Source organism: Mucilaginibacter sp. UYP27, assembly GCF_040547175.1.
In the GTDB taxonomy this organism is placed as follows: domain Bacteria; phylum Bacteroidota; class Bacteroidia; order Sphingobacteriales; family Sphingobacteriaceae; genus Mucilaginibacter.
This window is the reverse complement of sequence record NZ_JBEPPE010000006.1, coordinates 120,524-144,329: the sequence shown is the minus strand read 5'-3', so window position 1 is coordinate 144,329 and position 23,806 is coordinate 120,524. Positions and strand designations below refer to the sequence as shown.

The following is a 23,806-nucleotide window of genomic DNA, read 5'->3' as shown; positions in this document are numbered from 1 at the left end:
CCAAAATCCCTAACTTAGCCGCACCAACAAGCATACACACTACCATGTCAACTCTATATCCATTAAAATTTAAAACCATATTTAAAGACAAAATATGGGGCGGCCATAAAATAGAAACTTACCTGCATAAAAATATTGGCGATCTGCCAAACTGCGGCGAAACCTGGGAGATTTCGGGTGTAAAATCGGATGTTTCTGTGGTTGAGGGTGGCGAACTGCAGGGCCAGTCGCTTGCCGACCTGCTGGAGAAATTCCAGGGCGACCTGGTAGGCGAAAAGGTTTACAAGCATTTTGGCAATATCTTCCCGCTGTTAGTGAAATTTATTGATGCCAATGATGACCTGAGCGTGCAGGTACACCCTAATGATGAATTGGCAAAAAAACGCCACAACTCGTTTGGTAAAACCGAAATGTGGTACGTGATTGAGGCTGATCCGGGTTCTTCACTTATTGCCGGCTTTAACCGCGAAATGACGGAGCAAGAATATGTAGATGCCCTAAACAGCAGCCATATCATGGATATCCTGAACAAGGAAGATGTAAAAGCGGGCGATGTTTACTTTTTACCGGCCGGCCGTGTGCATACCATTGGTAAAGGCTTGCTGATCGCCGAGATCCAGCAAACGTCAGATATTACCTACCGCATATACGATTTTGACCGTGTTGACGATAAAGGCAACAAACGCGAACTGCATACCGAAGAAGCTTTAGCAGCTATAGATTATAAACACTACCCGGAATATAAAACCCTTTACACCCCTCAAAAAAATGAGGATGTACACCTGGTAACCTGCCCGTATTTTACTACCAACGTGTTAGATTTTACCCAGGGTGTTTATAAAGATTACGCTAACCTCGATTCTTTTGTGATATACGTTTGTATCGAAGGTGAATTCACTATTAAACACAACGAGCTTGCTTACCCGGTTAAAATGGGCGAGTGTATCCTGCTGCCAAAAACTATCGATAAGGTGGAACTAAAAACTACCGCGGGCTTTAAAATATTAGAAAGCTATATTGAGTAATGATTTTACTGATTATGTTGTGATCTCACCTATAAAAGTAAAGACCGGCCTGTTTATCAGGCCGGTCTTTTTATTTTGTAAAAGCGTTTGTATTTTATGGTCCAGGCCTAATCCCGGTTAATTATATTTTAACCGCTCAACAGGGTTTTGTAGCGATAAAAAAATCTCTGTTAGGTAACCCTCATCTATAGGCTTTAATAAATAATCGATAACTGCGGGGGTGCTTTTTGCTCGCTTAATGTCCTCAAGGTCAATAGATGAGCTTATATTATAAATAGCGATATTTTTACCCAGTTGAGATTTTATTTCCTCAAAAGCAATGTTGAATTCCCAGCCGTTCATCACCGGCATATTAATATCTACAAATAAAACATCGGGTAAATGGTTGCGGTTTTGAGGGTTAAGTAAATAATCAATGGCTTCCTTGCCATTGCTAAAGTTCATTATTTCGTCAAATAAGCCCTTTATTACTGTTAATTTCTTGAAACCGTAAGTAAAAATTTCATCATCATCAACAATCCCGGCAATCACAATTTTGTTTTCGGTATTCATTTTATCGTATTGGTTATACCAGCTTTACTGTAAATTTTGTGCCAACATTTACAGCGCTGTTAATTTGGATACTTCCGCCCAGTGCTTCCACCTGGTTACGGGTCATAAACAGGCCTATCCCTTTCGAGTCGTTATTTTGGTGAAAGGTTTTGTACATGCCAAATACCTGGTCGCCGTACCGTTGCATGTCTATACCTATACCGTTATCTTCAAACACCAGGTAAATCTCGTTACCAACTCTTTGCGTGTTAACGTTAATTACGGGCGCTCTATCGGGATGCTTATACTTAATGGCATTGGTAAGCAGGTTTTGGAATATGCTCTCGAGGTACGCCGGGATGTAATCAATTTGAGGGCAGTCAGAAAAGTCGGTGTTTATTTTAGCATCCGAATTTATAATATTAGTGTGCAGCGCCGATGCCACGTTATTGAATATGGTCTCAAAATCAACTAACTTGCGCTCCTTGCTAATTTCTGATTGTATGCGCACTATTTCATCAAGGTGGCCCATAGTAGCGCTCAAGCTCTCGCTGATGGTTTTAATGTGCGAGAAGATCTCCGTGCGGTCATCCTTAAGCAAACTGTCTTCAAACAAGTTCACCATAAACTTAAGGTTGCCCGCGTGCGATCGCAGGTTATGCGATACAATGTAAGCGAAGTTTTGCAGGCGTTTATTCTGGTCGTCCAGTAAATTGATGGACGATTGCAGGGTAATGCCTTTTTTCTTGATGCTGTCAATATCCTGAAAAATACCGCTAAGCGTAACGCATTGGCTATGATCATTTAATACGGGCACGCCTTTAGACCGCACCCATATCACGTTGTTTTTAGCCGTGCGGAATTGCAGCTCGATATCATAAGGCCTGCAATATTTTATTGCCTGGTCAATAGCGTCGGCAATTAAAGTTCGGTACTGGGGTTCAAAAAAGGCAATGGCTTCTTCTATAGATATTTTAGGCTGGTTGTTCAGCTCAAATATCTCGTACATTTCTTTCGAGAATTTTAGCCTACCGGTAGCCACATCAATTTCCCAGCTGCCTAATTTTGCGATCCGGCCGATCTCGGCACACCTAAAATCACTTTCGGCAGCTTTTATTTCGTGCAGTTTAAGCGCGTTTATATTGGTGATAACGCCGTAAATAACGGGGCCATCGTTGGTGTCGTGTTTTTGGGTGGTGCTTTCAAACCATTGGTAGCCGCTTTGCTTGGTAAGCAGCCTTATATGAGCAACAGGCGAGCCGCCCTGCCTTGGGTGATAGGTAGCATTTAAAAATGCCTGCCTGTCGTGATAATATAAAAGGTGTTCAAAAAAGTAATTATATGAGCATTCAATCTCGCCCGGTGTGTACCCCAGCGCAGCATAAAAGCCAACCGACCATTTTGCTTGCCTGGTATCGGTGTTATACTCCCAAATGCCTAAATTAATATGATCAATTATACGCGCAATATGAGCTATGCTTTCGCCGGAAAACTTATGTTCTTCAGAACTCATTGTACACTTGATCTCTAATCTACTTTAATTACCACAGGGTATTATAAAATACATGCCAAACGGGCAAATATCCATCATTTACAACCCAGTGTTGTTACAAACTGCCAAATAGGTTTAATATTTTAAACTATGTAGTTAATCACATTGTTTTTACAAACCCTCAACACATCTAAAGTTCCTATAATGCTGGAAGTTACGCTATTAAAATAATGTAAGCGTCTTATACGGTTAATTAGCCGCAGGGTTATGAAAATTTGGGTGCGTAAAAATAGTATAATATTTACCGAAATAATATTAAAGTGGAAAGAAATTTAATTGCTTTTTGGAGTGAGATCTAATGGATGATTCGGAGATGAAATTGAACTTGCTTTGAAAAAAATAGAATGTAAATACGTGTGAGCATAAAATTGATAACTGTAAATAAAACGGTTATATTTACCTCTGCCAATTATAACTTTTATGAAAAAACACTTCTCAAAACTACTTACAGTTTTATTGCTGATAGCTGTAAGCGTATCTGCACAAAAAGCCGCCCCCGGCAAAGCTTGGGGTGTTGCAAAAGCAAACACCTGGTATGCACAGCATAAATGGATGAGTGGTGCCGATTTTATCCCCAGCAGCGCCATAAATCAACTGGAAATGTGGCAGGCTGATAGCTTCGACCCGGCAACTATCGACCGTGAACTTGGCTACGCCCAGGGTATAGGCTTTAACACCATGCGTGTGTTCTTATATAGCCTTGCCTGGAAACAAGATAAACCTGGCTTTAAAAAACGCATAGGCCAATACCTTACCATTGCTAACAAACATGGCATAAAAACCATGTTTGTATTTTTTGACGACTGCTGGAACGGCGACGCTAAAATTGGCAAACAACCCTCGCCTAAAGTTGGGGTGCATAATTCGGGCTGGCTGCAAGACCCCGGCAACCGTTTAAACAGCGCAGGCGAAACAGACATGCTGCAGGCTTACGTTACCGATGTGATGACAAGCTTTAAACATGATAAGCGCATATTGCTGTGGGACCTTTACAACGAGCCCGGAAACTCCAACAAAAAGGAAGCATCGATGGGTTTGCTTGTAAAAGTATTTACATGGGCACGTGCTGTTAATCCCGATCAGCCTATATCTGCCGGCCTTTGGGATTGGAGCTATGAAAAACTTAACGCTTACCAGGCCCTAAACTCGGATATTGTTACCTATCACGATTATACCGACGAGGCATCTCACCTCAAAACCATACAGCTTTTAAAAAGCCACGGCAAGCCGCTTATTTGTACCGAATATATGGCCCGTACCCGCGGCAGCAAGTTTGCCAATGTAATGCCAATGCTTAAAAAAGAAAACGTAGGCGCTCTAAACTGGGGTTTTGTAATGGGGAAAACGAATACCATTTACGCCTGGGATAACCCAATGCCCGATGGCAGCGAACCAAAAGAATGGTTCCATGATATTTTCCGCAAGGACGGTACGCCTTACAGGCCGGAGGAAGTGGAGCTAATTAAAAAGATGAACGGGAAATAGCGTAGCTTGCTTTTAAACATGTTGCATGCATTTTTTTAGCTTTGCACCCATGAAGGCCAGCCTTAAATTATTCGACTTTTCGCAAAAGGTTAACTACCGTACCGAACTTTTAGCAGGCCTTACCGTAGCAATGACCATGATGCCCGAATCATTGTCCTTTGCTATTTTGGCTGGTTTCCCGCCGTTGGTTGGCTTGTATGCGGCGTTCATAATGGGGTTGGTAACAGCGGTATTTGGTGGCAGGCCGGGCCTGATCTCGGGCGGGGCAGGGGCTACGGTAATTGTACTTATAGCCCTCATGAAAAGCAACGGCATCGAGTTTGTTTTTGCAGCTGTGGCATTAGCGGGCGTTATACAGATCGTTATCGGTTTGTTTAAGCTGGGTAAGCTGATCAGGTTGGTGCCACAACCCGTTATGTATGGATTTGTAAACGGACTTGCCGTAGTGATTTTTATGGCCCAGCTGGAGCAATTTAAAACCATAGTGAACGGGCAGCAGGTATGGCTAACGGGTTCGCCGTTATATATTATGGCGGCGTTGGTTGCGCTCACCATAGCCATTGTAGTAATATTCCCTAAGGTAAGTAAGGCGGTGCCGCCGTCGTTAGTAGCTATAATTGTTGTTTTTGCAGTAGTGATAGGCTTTGGTATCCACACCAAAACTGTTAGTGATATTGCATCGGTTAGTGGCGGTTTCCCGCCGTTTCATATCCCACAGATCCCGTTTACATTTCATACACTTACTGTTGTTTTTCCGTACGCGTTAATTATGGCTGCTGTTGGTTTAACCGAGGGCTTGCTAACCCTAAATCTTGTCGACGAAATGACCGCCACCCGGGGCAACGGCAACCGTGAATGTATCGCGCAGGGCAGCGCCAATATCCTTAACGGTTTTTTCTTTGGGATGGGTGGCTGCCCTATGATAGCCCAAACGCTTGTAAATTTATCCGCGGGGTCAAGGGCAAGGCTCTCGGGTGTTATAGCATCGTTAACCATTTTGATGATCATTTTGTTCGGCGCCCCGGTTATTGGCCAATTACCTGTGGCTGCGCTTACGGGTGTAATGGTGATGGTAGCTTTTGGCACCTTTGAATGGATCAGCTTTATAATATTTAATAAAATGCCCCGGCAGGATGTGTTTGTAGGCATACTGGTAGCCATTATCACCATAGTGCTTCATAACCTGGCGCTTGCAGTATTAATTGGCGTGATCATATCTGCCCTGGTATTTGCCTGGGAAAGCGCCAAACGCATCCGCGCCCGCAAGTACACTGATGGCAGTGGCGTAAAGCATTACGAAATTTACGGTCCGCTGTTTTTTGGTTCGGTAACCGCCTTCAACGAAAAGTTTGACGTTGCCAACGACCCAAATGAAGTAGTGATAGATTTTAAAGATAGCCGCCTTGCGGATATGTCGGGCATCGATGCTTTGAACAAACTAACCGAACGGTACCAAAAGGCAGGCAAAAAACTCCATCTGCAACACCTGAGCAGCGATTGCCGCGGGTTGCTAACCAATGCTGCTAATGTTATCGATGTAAATATCCTCGAGGATCCGGCCTACCATGTGGCAACGGAGAAGAAAGTGCGTTAGGAAAAGGTTCTCCTCTCCTTTAGTTTAGTAAATACTTTTATTCGCTATAAAACACTTTGCACTTACTCACTACTATTCACCGGGCAATCCAGATTTATTTTTCTCCCTGAAATTCAACGAATTAAGCACAAGATCAAATAATAAATATAAAGTCTATAGGAATTATAGAATTAATATCTACTTTTGTGATGTAATCGTTCTTTAAATATACTTATCCAGAAAGACAGAGGGAAAGGCCCTATGATGTCTTAGCAACCTGTACGGCCCCCGGGCTTGTGTAAGGTGCTAATTCCTGCTTCGCAACTTGGCGGAGACAGATAAGCTGATTTAATTGAATTGAATGCCACGCGGCATTCTCTTTTAGCCATTAAGGCTTATCTCTCTTAAAACACTTCTCTGGATTTTATTGACAACAAAATTTGCAATGCATAGCTTTACGCTATCGGCCTTACCCAACCCCTCTCCGCAGGAGAGGGCTTAGAAACAGGGGCTAACATTTAAAATATAAAAAAATATAACCATGAGTTTAAGACTTGGCGACGACGCCCCAAACTTTAAAGCACAAACATCGCAAGGCGAAATTGATTTTTACGAATACCTGGGCGACAGCTGGGGCGTGCTATTCTCGCACCCGGCAGATTATACACCCGTTTGTACCACCGAACTCGGTAAAACCGCATCACTTAAAGACGAGTTTGAGAAACGCAATGTAAAGGTAATTGCCCTTAGTACAGACAGTGCAGAATCGCACAAGGGTTGGATAAGCGACATCAACGAAACGCAGAACGTGGAAGTTACCTTCCCGATAATTGGCGACGAAAGCCGCGAGATTTCGCAGGCTTATGACATGATCCACCCCAATGCATCTTTAGTGGCGACCATACGCTCGTTGTTCATCATCGGCCCGGATAAAAAGATAAAACTGATCATCAGCTACCCGGCATCAACCGGAAGGAATTTCCAGGAGATATTGCGAGTGATTGATAGCCTGCAACTTACGGCCTACCACAGCGTAGCAACCCCTGCCGACTGGAAGGATGGCGAAGACGTTGTAGTGCTGCCATCTATAAAAACTGAAGATATCCCGGCTAAATTCCCTAAAGGGTTTACCGAGGTGAAACCATATTTACGTACAACACCACAGCCCAATAAATAAGGGCTGATAATAGAGTCGCGTGGCCGAGAGGATAGGTATGGGTCTGCAAAACCTTTAACGGTAGTTCGAATCTACCCGCGACGTCCTAACTATAATAACTGACTAACTGATTGCGATGGGCCGGGGGGCTCATCGCTTTCTTTGTTTAAGAAACCTCTCCCCAGCCCTCTGGGAAGGAGAGGGAGGCTAAAAAATCTTTAACCTTCTTTGCGCAGTAGAGAGGGTAGCGCACGTAGTGCCGCGGCGTGAGTAAAATGGCGAACTGGCTTATTTAATAACAATCCCACCATTCACTTGTATATTTACATATATGAGCAACCCAACCCATACCTGGCCTAAACTTGATTTTCATTACCTAAAAGATACCATTGCCACCGTACACATGTGGACGCAGATGATTGGCAAGGTGCGCCTCAAGAAAATGCCCTGGATAAACCACTCCTGGCAGGTTACGCTTTATGTAAGCGCGACAGGGTTGACCACAGGCAGCATCCCTTACGAAGGAGGGCTTTTCCAGGTTGACCTCGATTTTATTGATCATCAACTGCATATATCTACCAGCACGGGCCAAAAGGTAACATCGGCCCTGGGTGCCGAAACCATTGCCGGGTTTTACAACGAGTTGATGCTAAACCTGAAAGCAGTGGGCGTAGAGGTAGAAATTTACGCCGTGCCGAATGAACTGAAAACGGCTACCCCCTTTGCAGAAAATACCGCGCCATGTACCTATCATCCCGATGCGATGAACACCATTTGGCAGGCACTGATCCATGTGAATAATGTGTTTACCGATTTCCGGTCTGGATTTTTGGGTAAGTGCAGCCCGGTACATTTCTTTTGGGGCGCGTTCGACTTAGCGGTTACCCGTTTTAGCGGCCGCACAGCACCGAAACACCCCGGCGGCGCACCAAACATGCCCGACGATGTGATGCAGGAAGCTTACTCGCACGAGGTAAGTTCATGCGGGTTTTGGCTGGGCGGCGAGCAATTTCCGCACCCTGCGTTTTACAGCTACTGCTACCCAACTCCGGACGCCTTCAGCAAGCAGCAGGTGAGCCCGCCCGAAGCATTTTACAGCGGCGAATTAGGCGAATTTTTATTAACCTACGAAGTGGTGCAGCAATCTGCCAACCCCGAAGAAACATTGAAGAAGTTCTTGCAAAGCACGTATAATGCCGCTGCCGTTACAGGCAATTGGGATAAGGGCTTGGAGTGTAACCTGCAGGGATTGAAGGAATAATTAGCCTCTCCCCGGCCTTCTCAGAAGGAGAGGGAGTGAAGAAGAGGATAATAAAAAAAGCAGCCATTCAGACAATTTTTTTATGCATGTTCACGGAAAATGCAAATTTATAAAATCTAAATCTGTTGATAATGAGGTTCTTGTGGAAATTTTGCAGTGTTCACGCCGTGAACATCCGGTATCTCTCTCTAACCCTTCTGTGAGAGGAATTAAAAAAACTAAAACGAAAAACTTCGCTCCTCAATTTGTGCTTTAGGCGAACTTATCTTCTGCACACACCATGTCGTCATGCACCGCAAACCCTGCACATTGGTGGTTTTTATCGGCTCAAAAAGTTCGCCGCCTAATTCTGAGGTATATTCCAACAGGATCTGCTCGTTCACTAAAAACCGTTCGGAGCCATCCGGCAGGGCGTAACGGCTGTTGCCCAAATCAATAACTTTATCCTCAATCCCAATATCAGATGCCAGGCGGGCAAACAGGTAACCGCCCGGTTTTAGCACCCGCCACATCGAGCGTAGCATGGCATCAAAATGGTTGCTATCGGTAGCAAAGTGCAGTACCGCATTGCTTATCACCAGGTCAAATTCATTATCTTTAAAAGGCAGGTCTTCTGCCTGGGCCATTGAGAAGTTTTCGGCCGATACTTCAGGTGCAAGGATCTTGGCAAGATCTTGTACTTGCGCAACCGCGTCGGGGTTTGGGTCGATGCCATAAACGTCGAATCCGTTTTGCAGGAAATAAATGAGGTTGCGCCCGCCGCCACAGCCCGCGTCCAGCACTTTTTTACAATCATCAAACCGCCCTTTCAGAAGCTGGTCGAACAGGTAGATATCAATATTGCCGAATTGTTGTTGCAGGGTGTTCATAGTGTTGATGTTTATCGCAGATTACTCACCCTGACGCCGCTTCGCTGGTCGACCCTCTCTGCTGCGCAAAGAGGGTTAGAAAAGTCAGGGTGTTCACACCCCCTCTTTGCGCAGCAGAGAGGGGGCAGGGGGTGAGTCAACTTTTAGGCCCTAATGTAACAATATTGCCAACTGTTTTAATAATCAATTACTCGGCTTGCACATTATCGCATATATTTTTATTATTGTGTATCGCTAACACAATGGCGATGGTATTATCTCACAACCCAAGTACCATACCAAATTGCCTAAAATTAAAACCATACTGTTACTGCTATGCTGCTGCATGCTTGGTAGTTACGCCTCCGCGCAAAAAAAGAACGCCAACTACAAATACCATATCCGCCGCGCGGCATCGCCCATAAAAATTGATGGCTTGCTTGACGAGGCCGACTGGCTCAGCGCCGATACGGCAGGCAAGTTCTTTATGGTTTTACCAATGGATACCAGCTTTGCCAAACTGCGCACGGTTGTACGCATGGCTTATGACGATGATAATTTTTACATTTCTGCAGAATGTTATATGCCCACACCAGGTTACATGGTGGAGTCGCTTAAGCGCGATTTTGGTTTCCAAAAAAACGATAACTTCATCTTTTTTATGGACCCCTTTGATGCCCGTACCGATGGCTTTAGCTTTGGCGCAAACGCGGCCGGTGCGCAATGGGACGGCACCATGTACGAGGGTGGCAAGGTTGATCTGAGCTGGGATAACAAATGGTACTCGTCAGTAAAAAATTACGATAACAAATGGGTATTTGAGGCGGCTATTCCGTTCAAAAGCATCCGTTATAAAAAAGGTATCAAAGAGTGGGGGATAAACTTTAGCCGTAACGACTTAAAAACCACCGAAAAATCGGCCTGGGCGCCTGTGCCGAGGCAGTTCCCGACGGCGGCATTGGCTTATACGGGTACCATAATTTGGGACGAAGCGCCACCCGTGGCTACCCGCAATATCTCTATCATCCCTTACGTGCTGGGTGGTGTCACAAAAGATTTTGAGAATAAGAAAGACGCGGTTTACCGTAAGGAGATAGGCGGCGATGTGAAAATTGGACTTACCTCTTCCCTAAACCTCGACTTGACTGTTAACCCCGATTTTTCTCAAGTGGATGTAGATCAGCAAGTTATCAACCTGAACCGATATGAACTTTTCTTCCCCGAAAAACGGCAGTTCTTTTTAGAGAACGGCGACTTATTTGCCAATTTTGGTTATGCCGATATCCGTCCGTTCTTTTCGCGAAGGATAGGGCTGAATGCGCCCATCCGGGCAGGGGCAAGGCTTACGGGTAAAATTGATAAAGACTGGCGCATAGGCGTTATGGATATCCAGACGGGGCAATCGGGTTCGGCCAATTTACCGGGGCAAAACTTCGGGATAGTTACGCTGCAAAGGCGTGTGCTGTCGCGATCTAACATTGGTTTTATATTTGTAAATAAGGATGGCACGGGCAGCGCGCCCATGGCCGGGAGCACCGCAAACGCCTATAACCGCAACGTGGGTGCCGAGTTTAACCTTGCATCATCAAATAACCAAATTACGGGTAAGTTGCTCGGGCTGAAATCATTTACACCAGGTGTTACGGGAAGCGATTTTGTAGCTGCCGCCAACCTGCAATACCTAAGTAAGTACTGGACATTTGCCATGCAACAGCAATATGTAGGCAAAAACTATAATGCCGAAGCAGGCTATGTGCCGCGTGTAGGTTATAATAAACTGAACCCATTAATTCAGCATAACTTTTTTCCAAAAAGCGGGGCTATACTATCGCACGGCTTACAGGCATCAGGCATCTACTTTTTTGATGAAGGCTTTAAATCGACAGATAACGAAACCATCCTGAGTTACCTCATCACGTTCCGTAACCGCAGCACGCTAACGGTATCCGGATTGGATGATTACGTAAAACTGTTGCGCCCTTTTGATCCTACAAACACGGGTAAGCCAATGCTTGCAACAGGTTTTGAGAACCACTGGAACACCATAGATGTGCAATACGCCTCAAAACCGCAAAGCGTATTCACGTACCTGTTTGAGGTTGCCCGCGGTGGATATTACGATAACGGTACCAAAACCACGCTGATAGGCCAAGTAGGCTACCGCTTTCAGCCTTATGTAAATTTGATATTGAACACCTCTTATAACGATCTGCATTTGCCTGCACCATATGGCCACAACAAATTCTGGCTTATCGGCCCGCGGGCGGATGTTACCTTTACCAACACGCTGTACTTTACCACCTTTGTGCAGTATAACGAGCAGGCTAAAAACATGAACATCAACAGCCGCTTTCAATGGCGTTACAAACCGGCATCAGATCTGTTCATCGTATATGGCGATAACTCTATTCCGTCGCCTTTCACAGTCAAAAACCGCCAGCTAACTATCAAGTGGACTTATTGGTGGAATATATAGGAAGATGTGCAGATGTGTAGATGTGCAGATATGCAAATGCAAACCCTACTTAATTGCGAGTTACGAAGCAATCTCAAAGGATAGGTATCAAACTTTAGAAACCACATTTGGACCCTATGTCAATTTAAAATAAAGGCATGGTATAGCATTGCCATTTTTATTACTTTTGCAGTATCAGGTACGCTTGAAACCTTCTCTTATGGTGTAACGGTAGCACTTCTGATTCTGGTTCAGACAATTGAGGTTCGAATCCTTGTGAGAGAACATAAAAGGCCTTCGCTATTCGCGGAGGCCTTCTTTATTTTAGTTAATACTGAAGCTATTGAGCGCCATTCGCCAGTTTATGTAATTGTGGTCTTTTGCCGCCTTGCGAATAATCCGAATATAAGCGTCATCAAAAAAGGCGGCAAGGCTAAACATATAGATGCCGTTTAGAGGTTCGAACAATGTCCCCGGCGCATAACCCTTTTCACCGTTTTCAGCGCGTTTTTTATCAAACGGCACCTTGCTTTTCACAAACTCAGGGTGCGTTTTTTCCCCGGTCATGTAGGGTGTCATGTAATCCACGCATTTTTTAAGGGTAGATCCATTGGCGGTTTTCCAGGTAAAATAGTTTTTACCCGTTGCCCGGTAGATGGCAACACAAGCCGACAGCAGCGGTTCGATATCATAAGTTTGGTAATGGAAAGCATCGCGCTCCAGCAAATCATGCGTGGTGCCGTCGGGTTTTAGGTTGGTATTGAGTTGATGTTCTAAGGCCTGGGTGATGGGGCTTTGGTAGCTGGTGTCGTGCAAGGTATAGGCAATCAGCGTAAACATCTTTATCCGGTGCGAGTTCCAGTTATTGATGGCTGTACCCTTGTTAGCCTTTGCTGTGCCGCTGTTTAATTGGGCATCGGCCATGGCGTGCATCCAACCATCTATCAAAGTGCGGTCGGCGTGTTTAATATCGTTCCTGATAAGATCATACGCGGTAATCAGATCCTCCAGCTTGGTCTCGTTGATGGGGTCTTCGGTAGCATGGTTAACTTTAGCCCAGGCGGTTAAAAATTCAGTAGCCTTGTCCAGATATTTCTTTTTATTGGCGTATTTATAAGCCAATGCCAGTGCGTAAACTTTGTTTGCATCTTCTAAAGCTTTAAGGCTGGCAACTTTTTTTGGGTCGCCGGCCAGTAAGCCTTGTGATAATATGGTTTCTATCGGGTTTGGTGTTTCGTTCAACGCCTTGTCGGCGGTGGTTTGGAAAAGGTCAAATACTTTTTTGTACATGTCCTCGCTCTTAACAACCTTACACATCAATGCTATTTCATTTTTATCGAGGCTGATAATTTGCGCCTTTGCAAAAAGCACCATCGCCATCAGGGCAAAAAAGCAAACGAACTTTTTCATAGTGACATTATAGATTAAACGCCCGTTTAATACCCAGTTCTAACCCACGCAGTTCTGCCAGGCCACGCAGGCGGCCAATGGCAGAGTAGCCGGGGTTTGTTTTCTTATCCAGGTCATCCAGCATCTTGTGCCCATGATCCGGGCGGAAGGGCATGCTAACGTCTTTACGGCCATTAGCAATCCTTTTTTGTTGTTCTTCTAACAGGGCTTTCATCACGGCGTACATATCTACATCGCCGGCAAGATGGTCAGCCTCGTGGAAATTACCTTCCTCATCGCGTTTAGTACTGCGCAGGTGTATAAAATAGATACGGTCGCCCAGTCGCTTTACCATACCAGGCAGGTCATTGTTTTCGATCACCCCGAACGACCCCGTACAAAAGGTCAGTCCATTATTAGGGCTATCCACTGCATTGTAAATATCTAATATATCCTGCTCGTTGCTAACCACTCGTGGCAACCCTAAAATGGGGTAAGGCGGGTCGTCCGGGTGAATGCACATCAGCACACCGGCTTCTTCCGCAGTGGGGATAACCTGTTGCAGAAAGTAGGCTAAGTTGGCTTTGAGGATTGCCGCGTCAATTTCACCGTAACTTGCCAGCATCTGCAGGAATTGTTCGGTGGTATAACCTTCTTCAGATCCCGGTAACCCCGCGATAATATTTTTTATCAATTGCTTTTGAGCGCGTTCGTTCAGGCCATCATAATACGTTTTTGCGTTAACCTTAACAGCCTCGGGGTAATCCTTCTCGGCGCCTGGTCGGTTCAAAATATACAGGTCGAACGCAGCGAATGCAGTGGTCTCAAACCTTAATGCTGTAGAGCCATCCGGCATAGGGTAATCCAGATTGGTACGTGTCCAGTCCAGTATCGGCATAAAGTTATAGCATACAATATTTAACCCGCATTGGCCAATATTCAGTAAGCTTTGGCGATAGTTTTCCAGGTATTGCTGGTGATTTCCGCTACGTTTTTTAATATCTTCATGCACGGGTACACTCTCAATTACCGACCATCTCAAGCCCGCATCTTCTATCAAGTGTTTTCTTTTCAGGATCTCATCTACAGGCCAAACCTCGCCATTAGGGATATGGTGCAGGGCGGTAACAATGCCTGTAGCGCCGGCTTGCTTGGCATCAGCTAAACTTACCGGGTCATTCGGGCCGTACCAGCGCCATGTTTGCTCTAAACTCATTTTCAGTAGATTTTTGTCGGCCTAATTTACAAAGTATATTGTTCGCTGTCCGTGTTTATAAAATCCCAGCGGGCGGGGCTAAAGCCGTCAACCAGCATACCATCTTCCAGGCACACGCAGCCGTGTACGGTAAAGGGCGGCACATAATAACCATCGCCCTTGCGTATTATTTTCATTGTTTCGCCAATCGTCATTTCAAAAGCGCCGCTTTCCACATAGCTTACCTGCGAGTGGGCGTGACTATGCAGCGTACCGCACGCACCCCTGGCGAACTTTACTTTCACCAGCATCAGCTTATCATCGTAACCCAAAACCTGCCGCTGCACGCCATCGCCAACGGTTAGCCATTCGGTGCTCTCCTCAAACTGGAACAAATTGCTTTGTATCATAACCACTAATTCTTTAAACGGCCCGATACATTGATAACCGGCTTCTTCTCGGCCAATCTCTTCTGGCGGAGCAAGGCTTCCAGATAATAATAATCGGCATAAATAATAGGCACATCTATCTCGCTATTGGCGGGTTTGTGGCCGGTGCTGTGCAGCAGTAAAAAGCCGCGCGCGCTATCCGGTTGTGCCTGGTATTTGGTTGCAAGGCTGCTCAAAACCTTATCGGCAGTGGTTTTATAAACCTTCGCGTTTTTGCTGTAAGTACTCAATTCATACAGGGCCGATGCCGCAATCGCTGCGGCGGATGCATCACGTGGCTGGTTGCCCAGTTTGGCGGCATCGTAATCCCAGTAAGGTACCAGGTCGGCAGGCATTTGAGGATTACTAAAAATGTATTTGGCAATTTTCTCTGCCTGTTGCAGGTAAACCTTGTTTTTAGTTTCGCGGTAGCACATGGTATAACCGTAAAGCCCCCATGCCTGCCCGCGCGCCCATGCCGAGCTATCCGCAAAGCCCTGTGCCGTTTGCCGGTTTAAAACCTGCCCCGTTGCCTGGTCGTAATTAATAACGTGATAGGAGCTGTTATCTGCACGGTAATGGTTTTTAAGCGTAGTATTGGCGTGTATAACCGCTACTTTGTAAAAGCTGGAGTCGCCGCTCAGCTTGGTGGCCTCAAACAGTAATTCGAGGTTCATCATATTATCTATAATAACCGGGAACTGCCATTGCTTTTGATGGTCCCATGATTTGATGCAGCCAATAGCTGGGTTGAAGCGGGTGATGAGTGATTTGGCGGCCCGGATGATATCATCTTTGTATCTCTGTTCATTTGTCAAGCGATAGGCATTGCCCACGCTGTTATAAACCATAAAGCCCAGATCGTGTGTACCGGTGTTACTTTTTTCCTGTTCCAGTACAGCTGTAAAAGGCTCGGATTGTTCTTTCCAGAATTTATCGCCCGTGTACTCGTATAAGAACCAAAGGTTGCCCGCGAAGAAGCCGCTGCACCAGTCTTTGGGCGACACAATGGATAGTTTGCCATTCTCTAAGGTTCGTGGCGAGAGCAGGTTTGGCTTTGTTGTAGCCGCCTTTGTTTCCGCGGTTTGTTTGAGCAATAATTTGGTTTGATGTTCAGCAAAAAGCATTGCCTTTGCAGTATTGTTTTGTGCCGATGCGCTGATGCTTACCGCGCTTAATACTATCAGTAGGAGTAGGTGTTTTATCTTCATCTTAATTAACCACTTTAATTTTGATCACTAATTTTTTAACAACATCATACCCCGCGACTTTAATATTAGGGCGGTGAACATCCTGCGGGAAGAAGAGGTAGAATGTACCGGGTTCGGCAGTGTGAGATACTCCTTCGGCGGTATAATTAGCTGCATCTTTAGCTTCGTTGTAAGGATTTGTTACGGTTGCTTTGCTAATGTCGGTAACATCTATCCGCTCCTTACCTTTTATCACGTATTGCAGATCAATGTATTTTCGGTGCGATTCCCAGCTGGCTTTGTCCGCTTCTTTCGATGGTGCTTCGGTAACGCTGGCGTAGGCGTTGTCGCCATCGATGGGGTGTTTGCCTGTGCTTAGGGTATCCAGGTTGGTTTGCTTCAGATACAGGAATACCTTATCCCAAACCGCTTTATTATTATAGTATTGCTTGTAAAACTCGGTAGCGTTAACAGAAGGTGCTACCTCCAGCTTAAGGCCGTCTTTCCATTTACTGCTTTTAAGCCAGTTTTGGGCTGTTTTTTGGCTAACGCTTCCGTCGGCTTTGGTTTGTGCTATGGCGGTATTTTCCATGGTGATAAAACTTATAGCAGCTATTGCCAGCTTAAATAAAGGTTTACTTTTCATTTAATGTACTAATTGGTTTTTGCCGGTAGCGGGTCGTTCCGGGGCGAGACTTTGGCTATTGCACGTCAATAATACAAGGAAATCCGTTTAAATTAATGTCCCGGGGGTACTATTTCTACGCAAACGTTATCGTTACAAGGTCGGTAAAAATTCTTCGATAACGTTATCGTAGAAATAACGGGGCGATTGCTTTTGATTGCTGCTTCATAATTGTACACTTGCCATACAATTATAGTTTAAACTTAATATTCCTTTGTTTTGAGAGTAATACACAGCGTTCATCCTGACGACTTTAAAAGTTATCAGACAGAACAGATACGCGACCGTTTTTTAATAGATAACCTGGTGCAGCCCAACCAGGTAAACTTTGCTTATACACATTATGACCGTATAATTGCAGGAGCAGCGCATCCCGTAAACCAACCGTTAAAGCTGGAAACCTACGACAACCTTAAGGCCGATTACTTTTTAGAACGCCGTGAAATAGGCATCATCAATGTTGCCGGCAATGGTATCGTTACGGTGGACGGGCAAGTGTACAACCTGCAAAAAATGGATTGCCTGTACATAGGCAAAGGCGCAAAAGACGTAATTTTCGCAGCCGAAAATGACCAGGATCCGCCTGTTTTTTACCTTTTATCGTCACCTGCGCATGCAAATCATCCCACCGCGGTGATGACGCTCGACCAAGCCGAAAAGGTAAACGCCGGGGCTGATGATACCGCGAATAAACGCACCATTAATAAATACATCCACACCGCGGGCATCCCAAGTTGCCAATTGGTGATGGGTTTAACTATATTGCACGAGGGTAGCATCTGGAACACTATGCCGCCCCACGTGCACGACCGCCGTATGGAAGCCTACTTTTATTTTGACATCCCCGCGGGGCAAAGGGTTTTCCATTTTATGGGCGAGGAAACACAAACAAGGCATATTGTAATTGATAATTACAGCGCGGTAATATCGCCGCCATGGAGCATGCACTCGGGCGCGGGCACAAGTAATTACAGCTTTATATGGGGTATGGGCGGCGAAAACCTGGACTATACTGATATGGACGCAGTGAAAATTGAAGACATCAGGTAACGAAACATGGATAATAATTTTTCATTAAAAGGTAAGGTAATAGTGGTAACCGGCGGCACCGGCATACTTGGCAACTCGTTCATCAACGGTATTGTTGAGGCGGGTGGCGCGGTAGGTATTTTAGGCCGCAATAAAGAAGTTGCGGAAGAACGTGCCAATGTCATTAATAGAAATGGCGGGCAAGCTATCGCTTTGGTTGCCGATGTTTTGAATGAACAAGATCTGCAAGCCGCCAAACAAACCCTGCTTGATAAATTTGGGGGATTGGATGGCCTGGTGAATGGCGCAGGCGGCAACATGCCCGAAGGTGTGCTGCAACCCGATGAGGATATTTTCAAAATGAATATAGAAGGCATCAAACGCGTGCTTGACCTGAACCTTTGGGGCACGCTTTTACCTACACAGGTTTTTGGAGAAGCTATTGCCAAAACGGGCAGGGGCAGTATTGTAAATATCTCGTCCATGAATTCTAAACGGGCCATTACAAAAGTGCTGGGCTACAATATGGGCAAGGCCGCGGTAGATTGCTATAACCAATGGTTCGCGGTAGAATTGGCTAACCGTTATGGCGATGCTATCCGTATGAATGCTTTGGCGCCCGGTTTCTTTTTAACCGAGCAAAACCGCGACCTGCTAACTACGCCCGATGGCGGATTTACCAAAAGGGGCGAAAAAGTTATCAGACAAACACCCTTTAAACGTTTTGGTAACCCCGATGAACTGATAGGAGCGCTGGTTTGGCTGCTAAGCGATGCGTCGGCATTTGTAACCGGCTCTATGATATGTGTTGATGGTGGGTTCTCGATATTTGGCGGGGTATAATGGATATAGCTAATTCAAATGATGGTGCTGTTTTAACCTTTGGCGAATTATTGCTGAGGATAAGCCCCGATGCAAATGGCGATTGGTTAAAAACAAGTCAATTGCCTGTACATGTTGGCGGCGCGGAACTTAACGTTGCCACAGCACTTGCCTTGTGGGGCATCGATACAAAATATTTTACGGCCCTACCGGATAATGGCCTTGCCAATACGTTGGTTGATTATATGGATGGCAGGGGTATTGATACCTCGGCTATTTTTAAAGGGGGCAGCAGGCTTGGCCTGTTTTACCTGACCACGGGTGCTGACATGAAACACGATGCCGTGATCTATGACCGGGCAGGCTCGGCCTTTGCGGAGTTAAAACCGGGAATGATCGACTGGGACAAAGTGTTGCAAGGTGTAAGCTGGTTTCATTTCAGTGCTATTTGTCCGGCATTAAGCCAGCAAACCGCCGACCTTTGCGAGGAGGTATTAAAAGCCGCTTCGCAACGCGATATTACGATTTCTATGGACCTGAATTACCGCGCCAAACTTTGGCAATACGGTAAGCAACCGCAGCAAATTATGCCAAACCTGGTGAAGTATTGCAACCTCGTAATGGGCAACGTTTGGGCTGCCGAAAGTCTGTTAGGGATTGTGGTTGATACTGATATCCATAACATCGGCACAAAAGAGAATTACCTTAAAGAAGCAGCGAAAGTTTCAGAAAAGATTATGGCACAATACCCAAAATGCAGGGCGGTTGCGAATACTTTCAGGTTTGATCATCAACAGGGGATAAAATATTATACTGCACTATGCCAGAATGGAGAGTTGCACCATAGCGCCGAATATGTTGCCGAACAGGTAACCGATAAGGTTGGCAGCGGCGATTGCTTTATGGCAGGATTGATCTATGGATATTGCAAACAAATGCAACCTGCCGATACGCTACACTTCGCGACAGCGGCTGCTTTCGATAAACTTTCCATCCCCGGTGATGCTACAAAAAGCACTGTGGCGCAAATAACTAAAGCCATTAAACATGACAGATAAGAAAGCCATACAGGATAGCATTATTCAGCAGGGGATGCTGCCGCTGTTTTATAACGACAGCGCCGAGGTAAGCGTTGCTATCACAAAAAAACTCTATGAGGCGGGCATCCGGGTTATTGAATATACTAACCGTGGTGAGGCAGCTATCGCGAATTTTAAGGCGTTGAAAAACCTGGACCTGCCGGGTTTGCTGTTAGGTATCGGTACTATTAAATCGCCGCAGGAGGCCGAAGCATTTGTTGAGGCCGGGGCCGATTTCCTGATCTCGCCGTTGGTGAACCACAAAGTGGCCGCCGTGGCAAAACAGCACAAGCTGCTTTGGATCCCCGGTTGTATGACCCCAACCGAGATCTACGAGGCGCAGGAACTTGGGGCCACGTTTGTAAAACTGTTCCCTGCCAATGTGCTGGGGCCGGGGTTTGTATCAGCAGTAAAAGACCTGTTCCCGGGTTTACTAATGATGCCGACGGGTGGGGTGGAGATGAACCAGGAAAATATTAGCGGCTGGTTCAAAGCAGGTGTATCAGCAGTTGGGATGGGCAGCAAACTGATCACGAAAGACATTGTAGATAACCAGGCATACGACCAATTATATACCGAAACCTTGCGGGCGCTGCAAATGGTAGCATCGGCAAGGTAAATATAAACCAATTATGAGCGATACCAAAAGAACCAACTACCGATGGGTGGTAGTTGCCCTGTTGTTTTTTGCCACTACCATTAACTACCTGGACAGGCAGGTGATCGGCTTTTTGAAGCCCACGCTTGAGAAAGAATTTAGCTGGACGGAAACCGATTACAGCCACATTGTTATGGCGTTCTCTGCCGCGTACGCGCTTGGTTTACTCGCTTTTGGTGGGATAATAGATAAAATAGGCACCAAACTGGGCTACACCATATCATTAATTGTTTGGAGTTTGGCGGCCATGCTGCATGCCATCGTAAAATCTACCCTCGGTTTTGGCGCGGTGAGGGCAGCACTTGGTTTGGGCGAAGCGGGTAATTTCCCGGCGGCTATAAAGGTTGTGGCAGAGTGGTTCCCTAAAAAGGAGCGTGCGCTGGCTACAGGCATCTTTAATTCGGGCGCTAACATTGGCGCGGTACTGGCACCGGCCATGGTCCCCTGGATCTTGGGCATTTATGGCTGGCAAATGGCGTTTATCATAACCGGCGCAATAGGTTTTGTATGGTTGTTTTTTTGGGTGATATTATACGAGATCCCATCAAGGCACAAAAAAATAAACGCGGCCGAATTTGAGCATATCCACAGCGATATTGAAGAGCCGGCGACAGAGAACGTACCCGAAGACAAAGTAAAATGGAGCAGACTATTTGGCATCAGGCAAACCTGGGTGTTTGTGGTGGGTAAATTCCTTACCGACCCCATGTGGTATTTCTTCCTGTTCTGGCTTCCTTCTTATTTTTCAAGCACCTTTAACCTTGATCTAAAAAAGCCATCGTTGCCTCTAATTTTGATCTATACGGCTACCACCATTGGCAGTATAGGCGGGGGCTATTTATCATCGTTGTTTATAAAAAGGGGCATGCCCATATTTAAGGCACGTAAAACCGCCATGTTCATTTTCGCGCTTTGTGTAGTGCCCATATTTGCGGCACGGTACGCAACTAACATCTGGCAGGCCGTAGGTTTAATTAGTCTGGCAGCCGCGGCACACCAGGCCTGGAGCGCCAATATCTTTACAACCGCGTCAGATATTTTCCCGAAACGCGCCGTAAGTTCGGTAGTTGGTATTGGGGGGATGGCCGGTTCTATTGGGGGTATAGCTTTCCCGTTCTTTATAGGCTGGATATTGGACTCGGCCAAGGCCGCGGGGAACATTACCGGAGGCTATAATATCCTGTTTATTATTTGCGCCTGTGCTTATTTGCTGGCGTGGCTTATCATGCATTTATTGTCGCCCAGATCTAAGGTTGTAAAATTGTAGCCACCTAAATTTAGGCAAACAGGTAAAGATTTTCTATATTGGTACAATGTTAAGCCGGTGCAGTGATGTTTGCTTAACATGCAATCTAATATGAATTTCAGCTCAATTACAATTAAGGATATTGCTTCGGCGCTTAACCTCTCGGTGTCTACGGTTTCAAAGGCCTTGCGGGATAGTTACGAGATAAGCGAGAATACCAAAAAAGTTGTAAACGAGTACGCCAAAGAGCATAATTATCGCCCCAACCCCATAGCCCAAAGCCTTAAACAGGGACACAGCAAATCAATAGGTATCGTGGTTTCTACCATCGAGAACCAGTTTTTCTCCCAAGTTATAAACGGTATCGAATCGGTTGCTTACGAGGCGGGATTTAACGTCATCATCACCCAAACGCACGAGTCGTTTGATATTGAGGTAAAAAACGTTGGGCAGCTTACTCACCATTCTATAGATGGTTTGCTGATCTCATTATCGACAGAAACCAGCGACCTTGAACACCTGAAAACCCTGCACCGCCAGGGCTTGCCCATTGTGTTTTTTGACCGGATAACCGACGAGATTGACACCCATAAAGTTATTGCCGATAACTTTAAAGGAGGTTACGATGCCACCCGCCACCTGCTGGATTCGGGGTATAAAAGGATAGCGCACATTACCAGCCCGCCAAATATTTCCATTACCAAAGAGCGTTTTGCCGGGTATAAAAAAGCTTTGGAAGAAGCAGGCATTGCTATAGACGAAAGCATCATTAAATATTGCCCGCATGGCGGCCGCGATATTGGCGAGATAGAGAACGCCCTTGCCGATCTGCTTGCGGTAGACGATAAGCCCGACGCCATCTTCACCACATCAGACAGGATAACCACCACCACCCTGTTTTTGATGAATAAACTAAAGATCAAAATTCCGCAGGAAATTGCATTGATAGGGTACACCAATACCACCCTTGCCGATGTGCTGAACCCTTCGCTCAGCTCGGTTTACCAGCCCGGTTTCGAGATGGGGCAAAAGGCCACCCAAAAGCTTTTAGAACTTATTTTAGCCAAGCGCCCCGTGTACGAATTTGAAACAATTGTACTGCCGACCCAGTTGGTAACCCGCGACTCTACCGCCCCAAAAGCAAAATAGTCCGCGGCTCTTTTAAAACTCCCCCTTAGTGTTTTTAAATATTTTTGTGACGGCTCTCGCCCGAACAAGGTTACACACGTCAAATATTACGTAACTATCACGTAGCGAAAACGATGTAGTAAATAAATATGCCTAAACTACAACAAGGTTAAGCTAACAAAGGTATTTTTGGTTAGTGCAGTTATAGATATACCAATTATAAACGCTGTAAACATATTATAAGTTTTTTACCGAAATGAAACGCAAACTGTTTGTTGTAATACTCTTCGTGTATTCAATTGTTACCGTTAAGGTGATGGGGCAAACCGTTACGCTCGATTATTACTTTAACCGGGAAACCCATGCTAACAAAACTACGCAGCCCGAACGCTACCATTATTTATGGGAAGATACCGCCAATACAGGTTTTTCTAAATGGGGCGGGATCTTCAAATCGCAGGGTGCTGTTTTAAATAGTTTAGAGGTTGCGCCAACGCTTGCAAACCTGAAAGGCACATCCGTTTATATCATTGTAGACCCCGATAGCAAAAAGGAAAATCCGTCGCCAAATTATATCCAAAAAGCAGATGCCTATAACATTGCCCAATGGGTAAAGGCTGGCGGCAAACTGGTGCTGATGGCTAACGATAGCGCCAATGTGGAGCTGCCTCACTTCAATATCCTTGCAGAAAAATTTGGCCTGCATTTTAACAACGATATGCAAAACCATGTGATTGACGACGCTCATTTTGAAGACGGCGCGATTTTAATCCGCCACAATTTCGTCTTTAAAACGGCCCGAAAAGTTTTTATGAAAGATGTTTGCAGCATAGCCCTGCCCGGTACAGCAAAACCTATTTTAAAATCATCAAACGGTGCCACAATAGCAGCCATTGTAAAATATGGCAAGGGAACCGTTTTTGCCGTTGGCGACCCCTGGCTTTACAATGAATACGTAAACGGACGCCTCCCCGCAGAATTCGATAATGACAAGGCGGCTACAGACCTTGCTACATTCCTTTTATCTCACAACCAATCTAACCAATAAACCAGTGTTAACTAAACCCCAGA

The 23,806-nt window shown here is 45.5% G+C and carries 21 protein-coding genes, 1 tRNA gene and 1 riboswitch; of the genes, 14 read left to right on the top strand and 8 right to left on the bottom strand.

The window, feature by feature from the left end:
• The first annotated feature begins 44 nt into the window (after positions 1 to 44).
• Positions 45 to 1,025: a type I phosphomannose isomerase catalytic subunit gene (locus tag ABIB39_RS18160; RefSeq protein WP_354431596.1), complete on the top strand. Its 981-nt coding sequence runs from the start codon at positions 45 to 47 to the stop codon at positions 1,023 to 1,025.
• A 117-nt stretch (positions 1,026 to 1,142) separates the two neighbouring features.
• On the opposite strand, the gene ABIB39_RS18155 is transcribed toward ABIB39_RS18160, so the two are convergent.
• Together ABIB39_RS18155 and ABIB39_RS18150 are read right to left on the bottom strand one after the other, a co-directional pair.
• Positions 1,143 to 1,577 carry a response regulator gene (locus tag ABIB39_RS18155; protein WP_354431595.1) on the bottom strand — a complete coding sequence of 145 codons (435 nt, stop codon included), beginning with the start codon at positions 1,575 to 1,577 and terminating at the stop codon, positions 1,143 to 1,145.
• 13 nt (positions 1,578 to 1,590) lie between these two features.
• Positions 1,591 to 3,069, bottom strand: a complete 1,479-nt coding sequence (locus tag ABIB39_RS18150) for a PAS domain-containing sensor histidine kinase (RefSeq protein WP_354431594.1) — start codon at positions 3,067 to 3,069, stop codon at positions 1,591 to 1,593.
• A gap of 459 nt (positions 3,070 to 3,528) precedes the next feature.
• Between ABIB39_RS18150 and ABIB39_RS18145 the strand changes: the two genes are divergently transcribed.
• The 5 genes from ABIB39_RS18145 (at position 3,529) to ABIB39_RS18125 (ending at position 8,583) form a co-directional block, all read left to right on the top strand.
• A complete protein-coding gene (locus ABIB39_RS18145; RefSeq protein ID WP_354431593.1) occupies positions 3,529 to 4,593 on the top strand; it encodes a glycoside hydrolase 5 family protein in 1,065 nt (354 codons plus the stop codon).
• 49 nt (positions 4,594 to 4,642) lie between these two features.
• The gene (locus ABIB39_RS18140) at positions 4,643 to 6,187 is read left to right on the top strand and encodes a SulP family inorganic anion transporter (RefSeq protein WP_354431592.1); all 1,545 of its coding nucleotides are present in this window, start codon (positions 4,643 to 4,645) and stop codon (positions 6,185 to 6,187) included.
• A 208-nt stretch (positions 6,188 to 6,395) separates the two neighbouring features.
• A riboswitch (SAM riboswitch) is annotated at positions 6,396 to 6,511 on the top strand.
• 196 nt (positions 6,512 to 6,707) lie between these two features.
• The gene (locus tag ABIB39_RS18135; RefSeq protein ID WP_354431591.1) at positions 6,708 to 7,343 is read left to right on the top strand and encodes a peroxiredoxin; all 636 of its coding nucleotides are present in this window, start codon (positions 6,708 to 6,710) and stop codon (positions 7,341 to 7,343) included.
• Positions 7,344 to 7,356: 13 nt separating this feature from the next.
• Positions 7,357 to 7,427, top strand: a tRNA-Cys gene (locus ABIB39_RS18130).
• Between the two features lie 226 nt (positions 7,428 to 7,653).
• Positions 7,654 to 8,583: a DUF5996 family protein gene (locus tag ABIB39_RS18125; RefSeq protein ID WP_354431590.1), complete on the top strand. Its 930-nt coding sequence runs from the start codon at positions 7,654 to 7,656 to the stop codon at positions 8,581 to 8,583.
• A 218-nt stretch (positions 8,584 to 8,801) separates the two neighbouring features.
• On the opposite strand, the gene ABIB39_RS18120 is transcribed toward ABIB39_RS18125, so the two are convergent.
• Positions 8,802 to 9,452 (bottom strand): class I SAM-dependent methyltransferase, encoded by a 651-nt coding sequence (locus tag ABIB39_RS18120; RefSeq protein WP_354431589.1) that lies wholly within the window; start codon positions 9,450 to 9,452, stop codon positions 8,802 to 8,804.
• A gap of 283 nt (positions 9,453 to 9,735) precedes the next feature.
• Here ABIB39_RS18120 and ABIB39_RS18115 point away from each other — a divergent pair, with 283 nt between their 5' ends.
• Positions 9,736 to 11,907, top strand: a complete 2,172-nt coding sequence (locus ABIB39_RS18115) for a DUF5916 domain-containing protein (RefSeq protein ID WP_354431588.1) — start codon at positions 9,736 to 9,738, stop codon at positions 11,905 to 11,907.
• A 303-nt stretch (positions 11,908 to 12,210) separates the two neighbouring features.
• Here the strand turns inward: ABIB39_RS18115 and ABIB39_RS18110 are convergent, their stop codons facing one another.
• From ABIB39_RS18110 to ABIB39_RS18090, 5 genes are read right to left on the bottom strand one after another with little or no spacing between them, the layout of a single operon-like run.
• Positions 12,211 to 13,296 carry an alginate lyase family protein gene (locus ABIB39_RS18110; protein WP_354431587.1) on the bottom strand — a complete coding sequence of 362 codons (1,086 nt, stop codon included), beginning with the start codon at positions 13,294 to 13,296 and terminating at the stop codon, positions 12,211 to 12,213.
• Positions 13,297 to 13,303: 7 nt separating this feature from the next.
• The gene (gene uxuA, locus ABIB39_RS18105; protein WP_354431586.1) at positions 13,304 to 14,491 is read right to left on the bottom strand and encodes a mannonate dehydratase; all 1,188 of its coding nucleotides are present in this window, start codon (positions 14,489 to 14,491) and stop codon (positions 13,304 to 13,306) included.
• A 26-nt stretch (positions 14,492 to 14,517) separates the two neighbouring features.
• Complete coding sequence (locus ABIB39_RS18100; RefSeq protein ID WP_354431585.1) at positions 14,518 to 14,880, bottom strand: cupin domain-containing protein; 363 nt, start codon at positions 14,878 to 14,880, stop codon at positions 14,518 to 14,520.
• A gap of 5 nt (positions 14,881 to 14,885) precedes the next feature.
• Positions 14,886 to 16,109, bottom strand: a complete 1,224-nt coding sequence (locus ABIB39_RS18095; protein WP_354431584.1) for a glycoside hydrolase family 88 protein — start codon at positions 16,107 to 16,109, stop codon at positions 14,886 to 14,888.
• Between the two features lies 1 nt (position 16,110).
• Positions 16,111 to 16,734 (bottom strand): NanQ anomerase/TabA/YiaL family protein, encoded by a 624-nt coding sequence (locus ABIB39_RS18090; RefSeq protein ID WP_354431583.1) that lies wholly within the window; start codon positions 16,732 to 16,734, stop codon positions 16,111 to 16,113.
• A gap of 258 nt (positions 16,735 to 16,992) precedes the next feature.
• On the opposite strand from ABIB39_RS18090, the gene kduI reads away from it, so the two are divergent.
• From kduI to ABIB39_RS18055, 7 genes are all read left to right on the top strand, one after another.
• The gene (gene kduI, locus ABIB39_RS18085; protein WP_354431582.1) at positions 16,993 to 17,823 is read left to right on the top strand and encodes a 5-dehydro-4-deoxy-D-glucuronate isomerase; all 831 of its coding nucleotides are present in this window, start codon (positions 16,993 to 16,995) and stop codon (positions 17,821 to 17,823) included.
• Positions 17,824 to 17,829: 6 nt separating this feature from the next.
• Entirely contained in the window at positions 17,830 to 18,645 is an 816-nt protein-coding gene (locus tag ABIB39_RS18080) for an SDR family oxidoreductase (RefSeq protein ID WP_354431581.1), read from the top strand.
• Positions 18,645 to 19,682, top strand: a complete 1,038-nt coding sequence (locus tag ABIB39_RS18075) for a PfkB family carbohydrate kinase (RefSeq protein ID WP_354431580.1) — start codon at positions 18,645 to 18,647, stop codon at positions 19,680 to 19,682. The genes ABIB39_RS18080 and ABIB39_RS18075 overlap by 1 nt, the downstream gene beginning before the upstream one ends.
• On the top strand, positions 19,672 to 20,322 hold the full coding sequence (locus tag ABIB39_RS18070; RefSeq protein WP_354431579.1) for a beta/alpha barrel domain-containing protein: 651 nt from the start codon (positions 19,672 to 19,674) through the stop codon (positions 20,320 to 20,322). The genes ABIB39_RS18075 and ABIB39_RS18070 overlap by 11 nt, the downstream gene beginning before the upstream one ends.
• Before the next feature lie 13 nt (positions 20,323 to 20,335).
• On the top strand, positions 20,336 to 21,628 hold the full coding sequence (locus tag ABIB39_RS18065) for an MFS transporter (protein ID WP_354431578.1): 1,293 nt from the start codon (positions 20,336 to 20,338) through the stop codon (positions 21,626 to 21,628).
• A gap of 90 nt (positions 21,629 to 21,718) precedes the next feature.
• Positions 21,719 to 22,756 carry a LacI family DNA-binding transcriptional regulator gene (locus ABIB39_RS18060; RefSeq protein ID WP_354431577.1) on the top strand — a complete coding sequence of 346 codons (1,038 nt, stop codon included), beginning with the start codon at positions 21,719 to 21,721 and terminating at the stop codon, positions 22,754 to 22,756.
• A 235-nt stretch (positions 22,757 to 22,991) separates the two neighbouring features.
• On the top strand, positions 22,992 to 23,783 hold the full coding sequence (locus ABIB39_RS18055) for a DUF4350 domain-containing protein (protein WP_354431576.1): 792 nt from the start codon (positions 22,992 to 22,994) through the stop codon (positions 23,781 to 23,783).
• Positions 23,784 to 23,806 lie beyond the last annotated feature (23 nt).

Excerpts from the sequence above, each read along its gene's own strand:
- ABIB39_RS18160 (WP_354431596.1), top strand. The coding sequence starts at position 45 with ATGTCAACTCTATATCCATTAAAATTTAAAACCATATTTAAAGACAAA.
- ABIB39_RS18155 (WP_354431595.1), bottom strand. The coding sequence starts at position 1,577 with ATGAATACCGAAAACAAAATTGTGATTGCCGGGATTGTTGATGATGAT.
- ABIB39_RS18150 (WP_354431594.1), bottom strand. The coding sequence starts at position 3,069 with ATGAGTTCTGAAGAACATAAGTTTTCCGGCGAAAGCATAGCTCATATT.
- ABIB39_RS18145 (WP_354431593.1), top strand. The coding sequence starts at position 3,529 with ATGAAAAAACACTTCTCAAAACTACTTACAGTTTTATTGCTGATAGCT.
- ABIB39_RS18140 (WP_354431592.1), top strand. The coding sequence starts at position 4,643 with ATGAAGGCCAGCCTTAAATTATTCGACTTTTCGCAAAAGGTTAACTAC.
- ABIB39_RS18135 (WP_354431591.1), top strand. The coding sequence starts at position 6,708 with ATGAGTTTAAGACTTGGCGACGACGCCCCAAACTTTAAAGCACAAACA.
- ABIB39_RS18125 (WP_354431590.1), top strand. The coding sequence starts at position 7,654 with ATGAGCAACCCAACCCATACCTGGCCTAAACTTGATTTTCATTACCTA.
- ABIB39_RS18120 (WP_354431589.1), bottom strand. The coding sequence starts at position 9,452 with ATGAACACCCTGCAACAACAATTCGGCAATATTGATATCTACCTGTTC.
- ABIB39_RS18110 (WP_354431587.1), bottom strand. The coding sequence starts at position 13,296 with ATGAAAAAGTTCGTTTGCTTTTTTGCCCTGATGGCGATGGTGCTTTTT.
- uxuA (WP_354431586.1), bottom strand. The coding sequence starts at position 14,491 with ATGAGTTTAGAGCAAACATGGCGCTGGTACGGCCCGAATGACCCGGTA.
- ABIB39_RS18100 (WP_354431585.1), bottom strand. The coding sequence starts at position 14,880 with ATGATACAAAGCAATTTGTTCCAGTTTGAGGAGAGCACCGAATGGCTA.
- ABIB39_RS18095 (WP_354431584.1), bottom strand. The coding sequence starts at position 16,109 with ATGAAGATAAAACACCTACTCCTACTGATAGTATTAAGCGCGGTAAGC.
- ABIB39_RS18090 (WP_354431583.1), bottom strand. The coding sequence starts at position 16,734 with ATGAAAAGTAAACCTTTATTTAAGCTGGCAATAGCTGCTATAAGTTTT.
- ABIB39_RS18080 (WP_354431581.1), top strand. The coding sequence starts at position 17,830 with ATGGATAATAATTTTTCATTAAAAGGTAAGGTAATAGTGGTAACCGGC.
- ABIB39_RS18075 (WP_354431580.1), top strand. The coding sequence starts at position 18,645 with ATGGATATAGCTAATTCAAATGATGGTGCTGTTTTAACCTTTGGCGAA.
- ABIB39_RS18070 (WP_354431579.1), top strand. The coding sequence starts at position 19,672 with ATGACAGATAAGAAAGCCATACAGGATAGCATTATTCAGCAGGGGATG.
- ABIB39_RS18065 (WP_354431578.1), top strand. The coding sequence starts at position 20,336 with ATGAGCGATACCAAAAGAACCAACTACCGATGGGTGGTAGTTGCCCTG.
- ABIB39_RS18060 (WP_354431577.1), top strand. The coding sequence starts at position 21,719 with ATGAATTTCAGCTCAATTACAATTAAGGATATTGCTTCGGCGCTTAAC.
- ABIB39_RS18055 (WP_354431576.1), top strand. The coding sequence starts at position 22,992 with ATGAAACGCAAACTGTTTGTTGTAATACTCTTCGTGTATTCAATTGTT.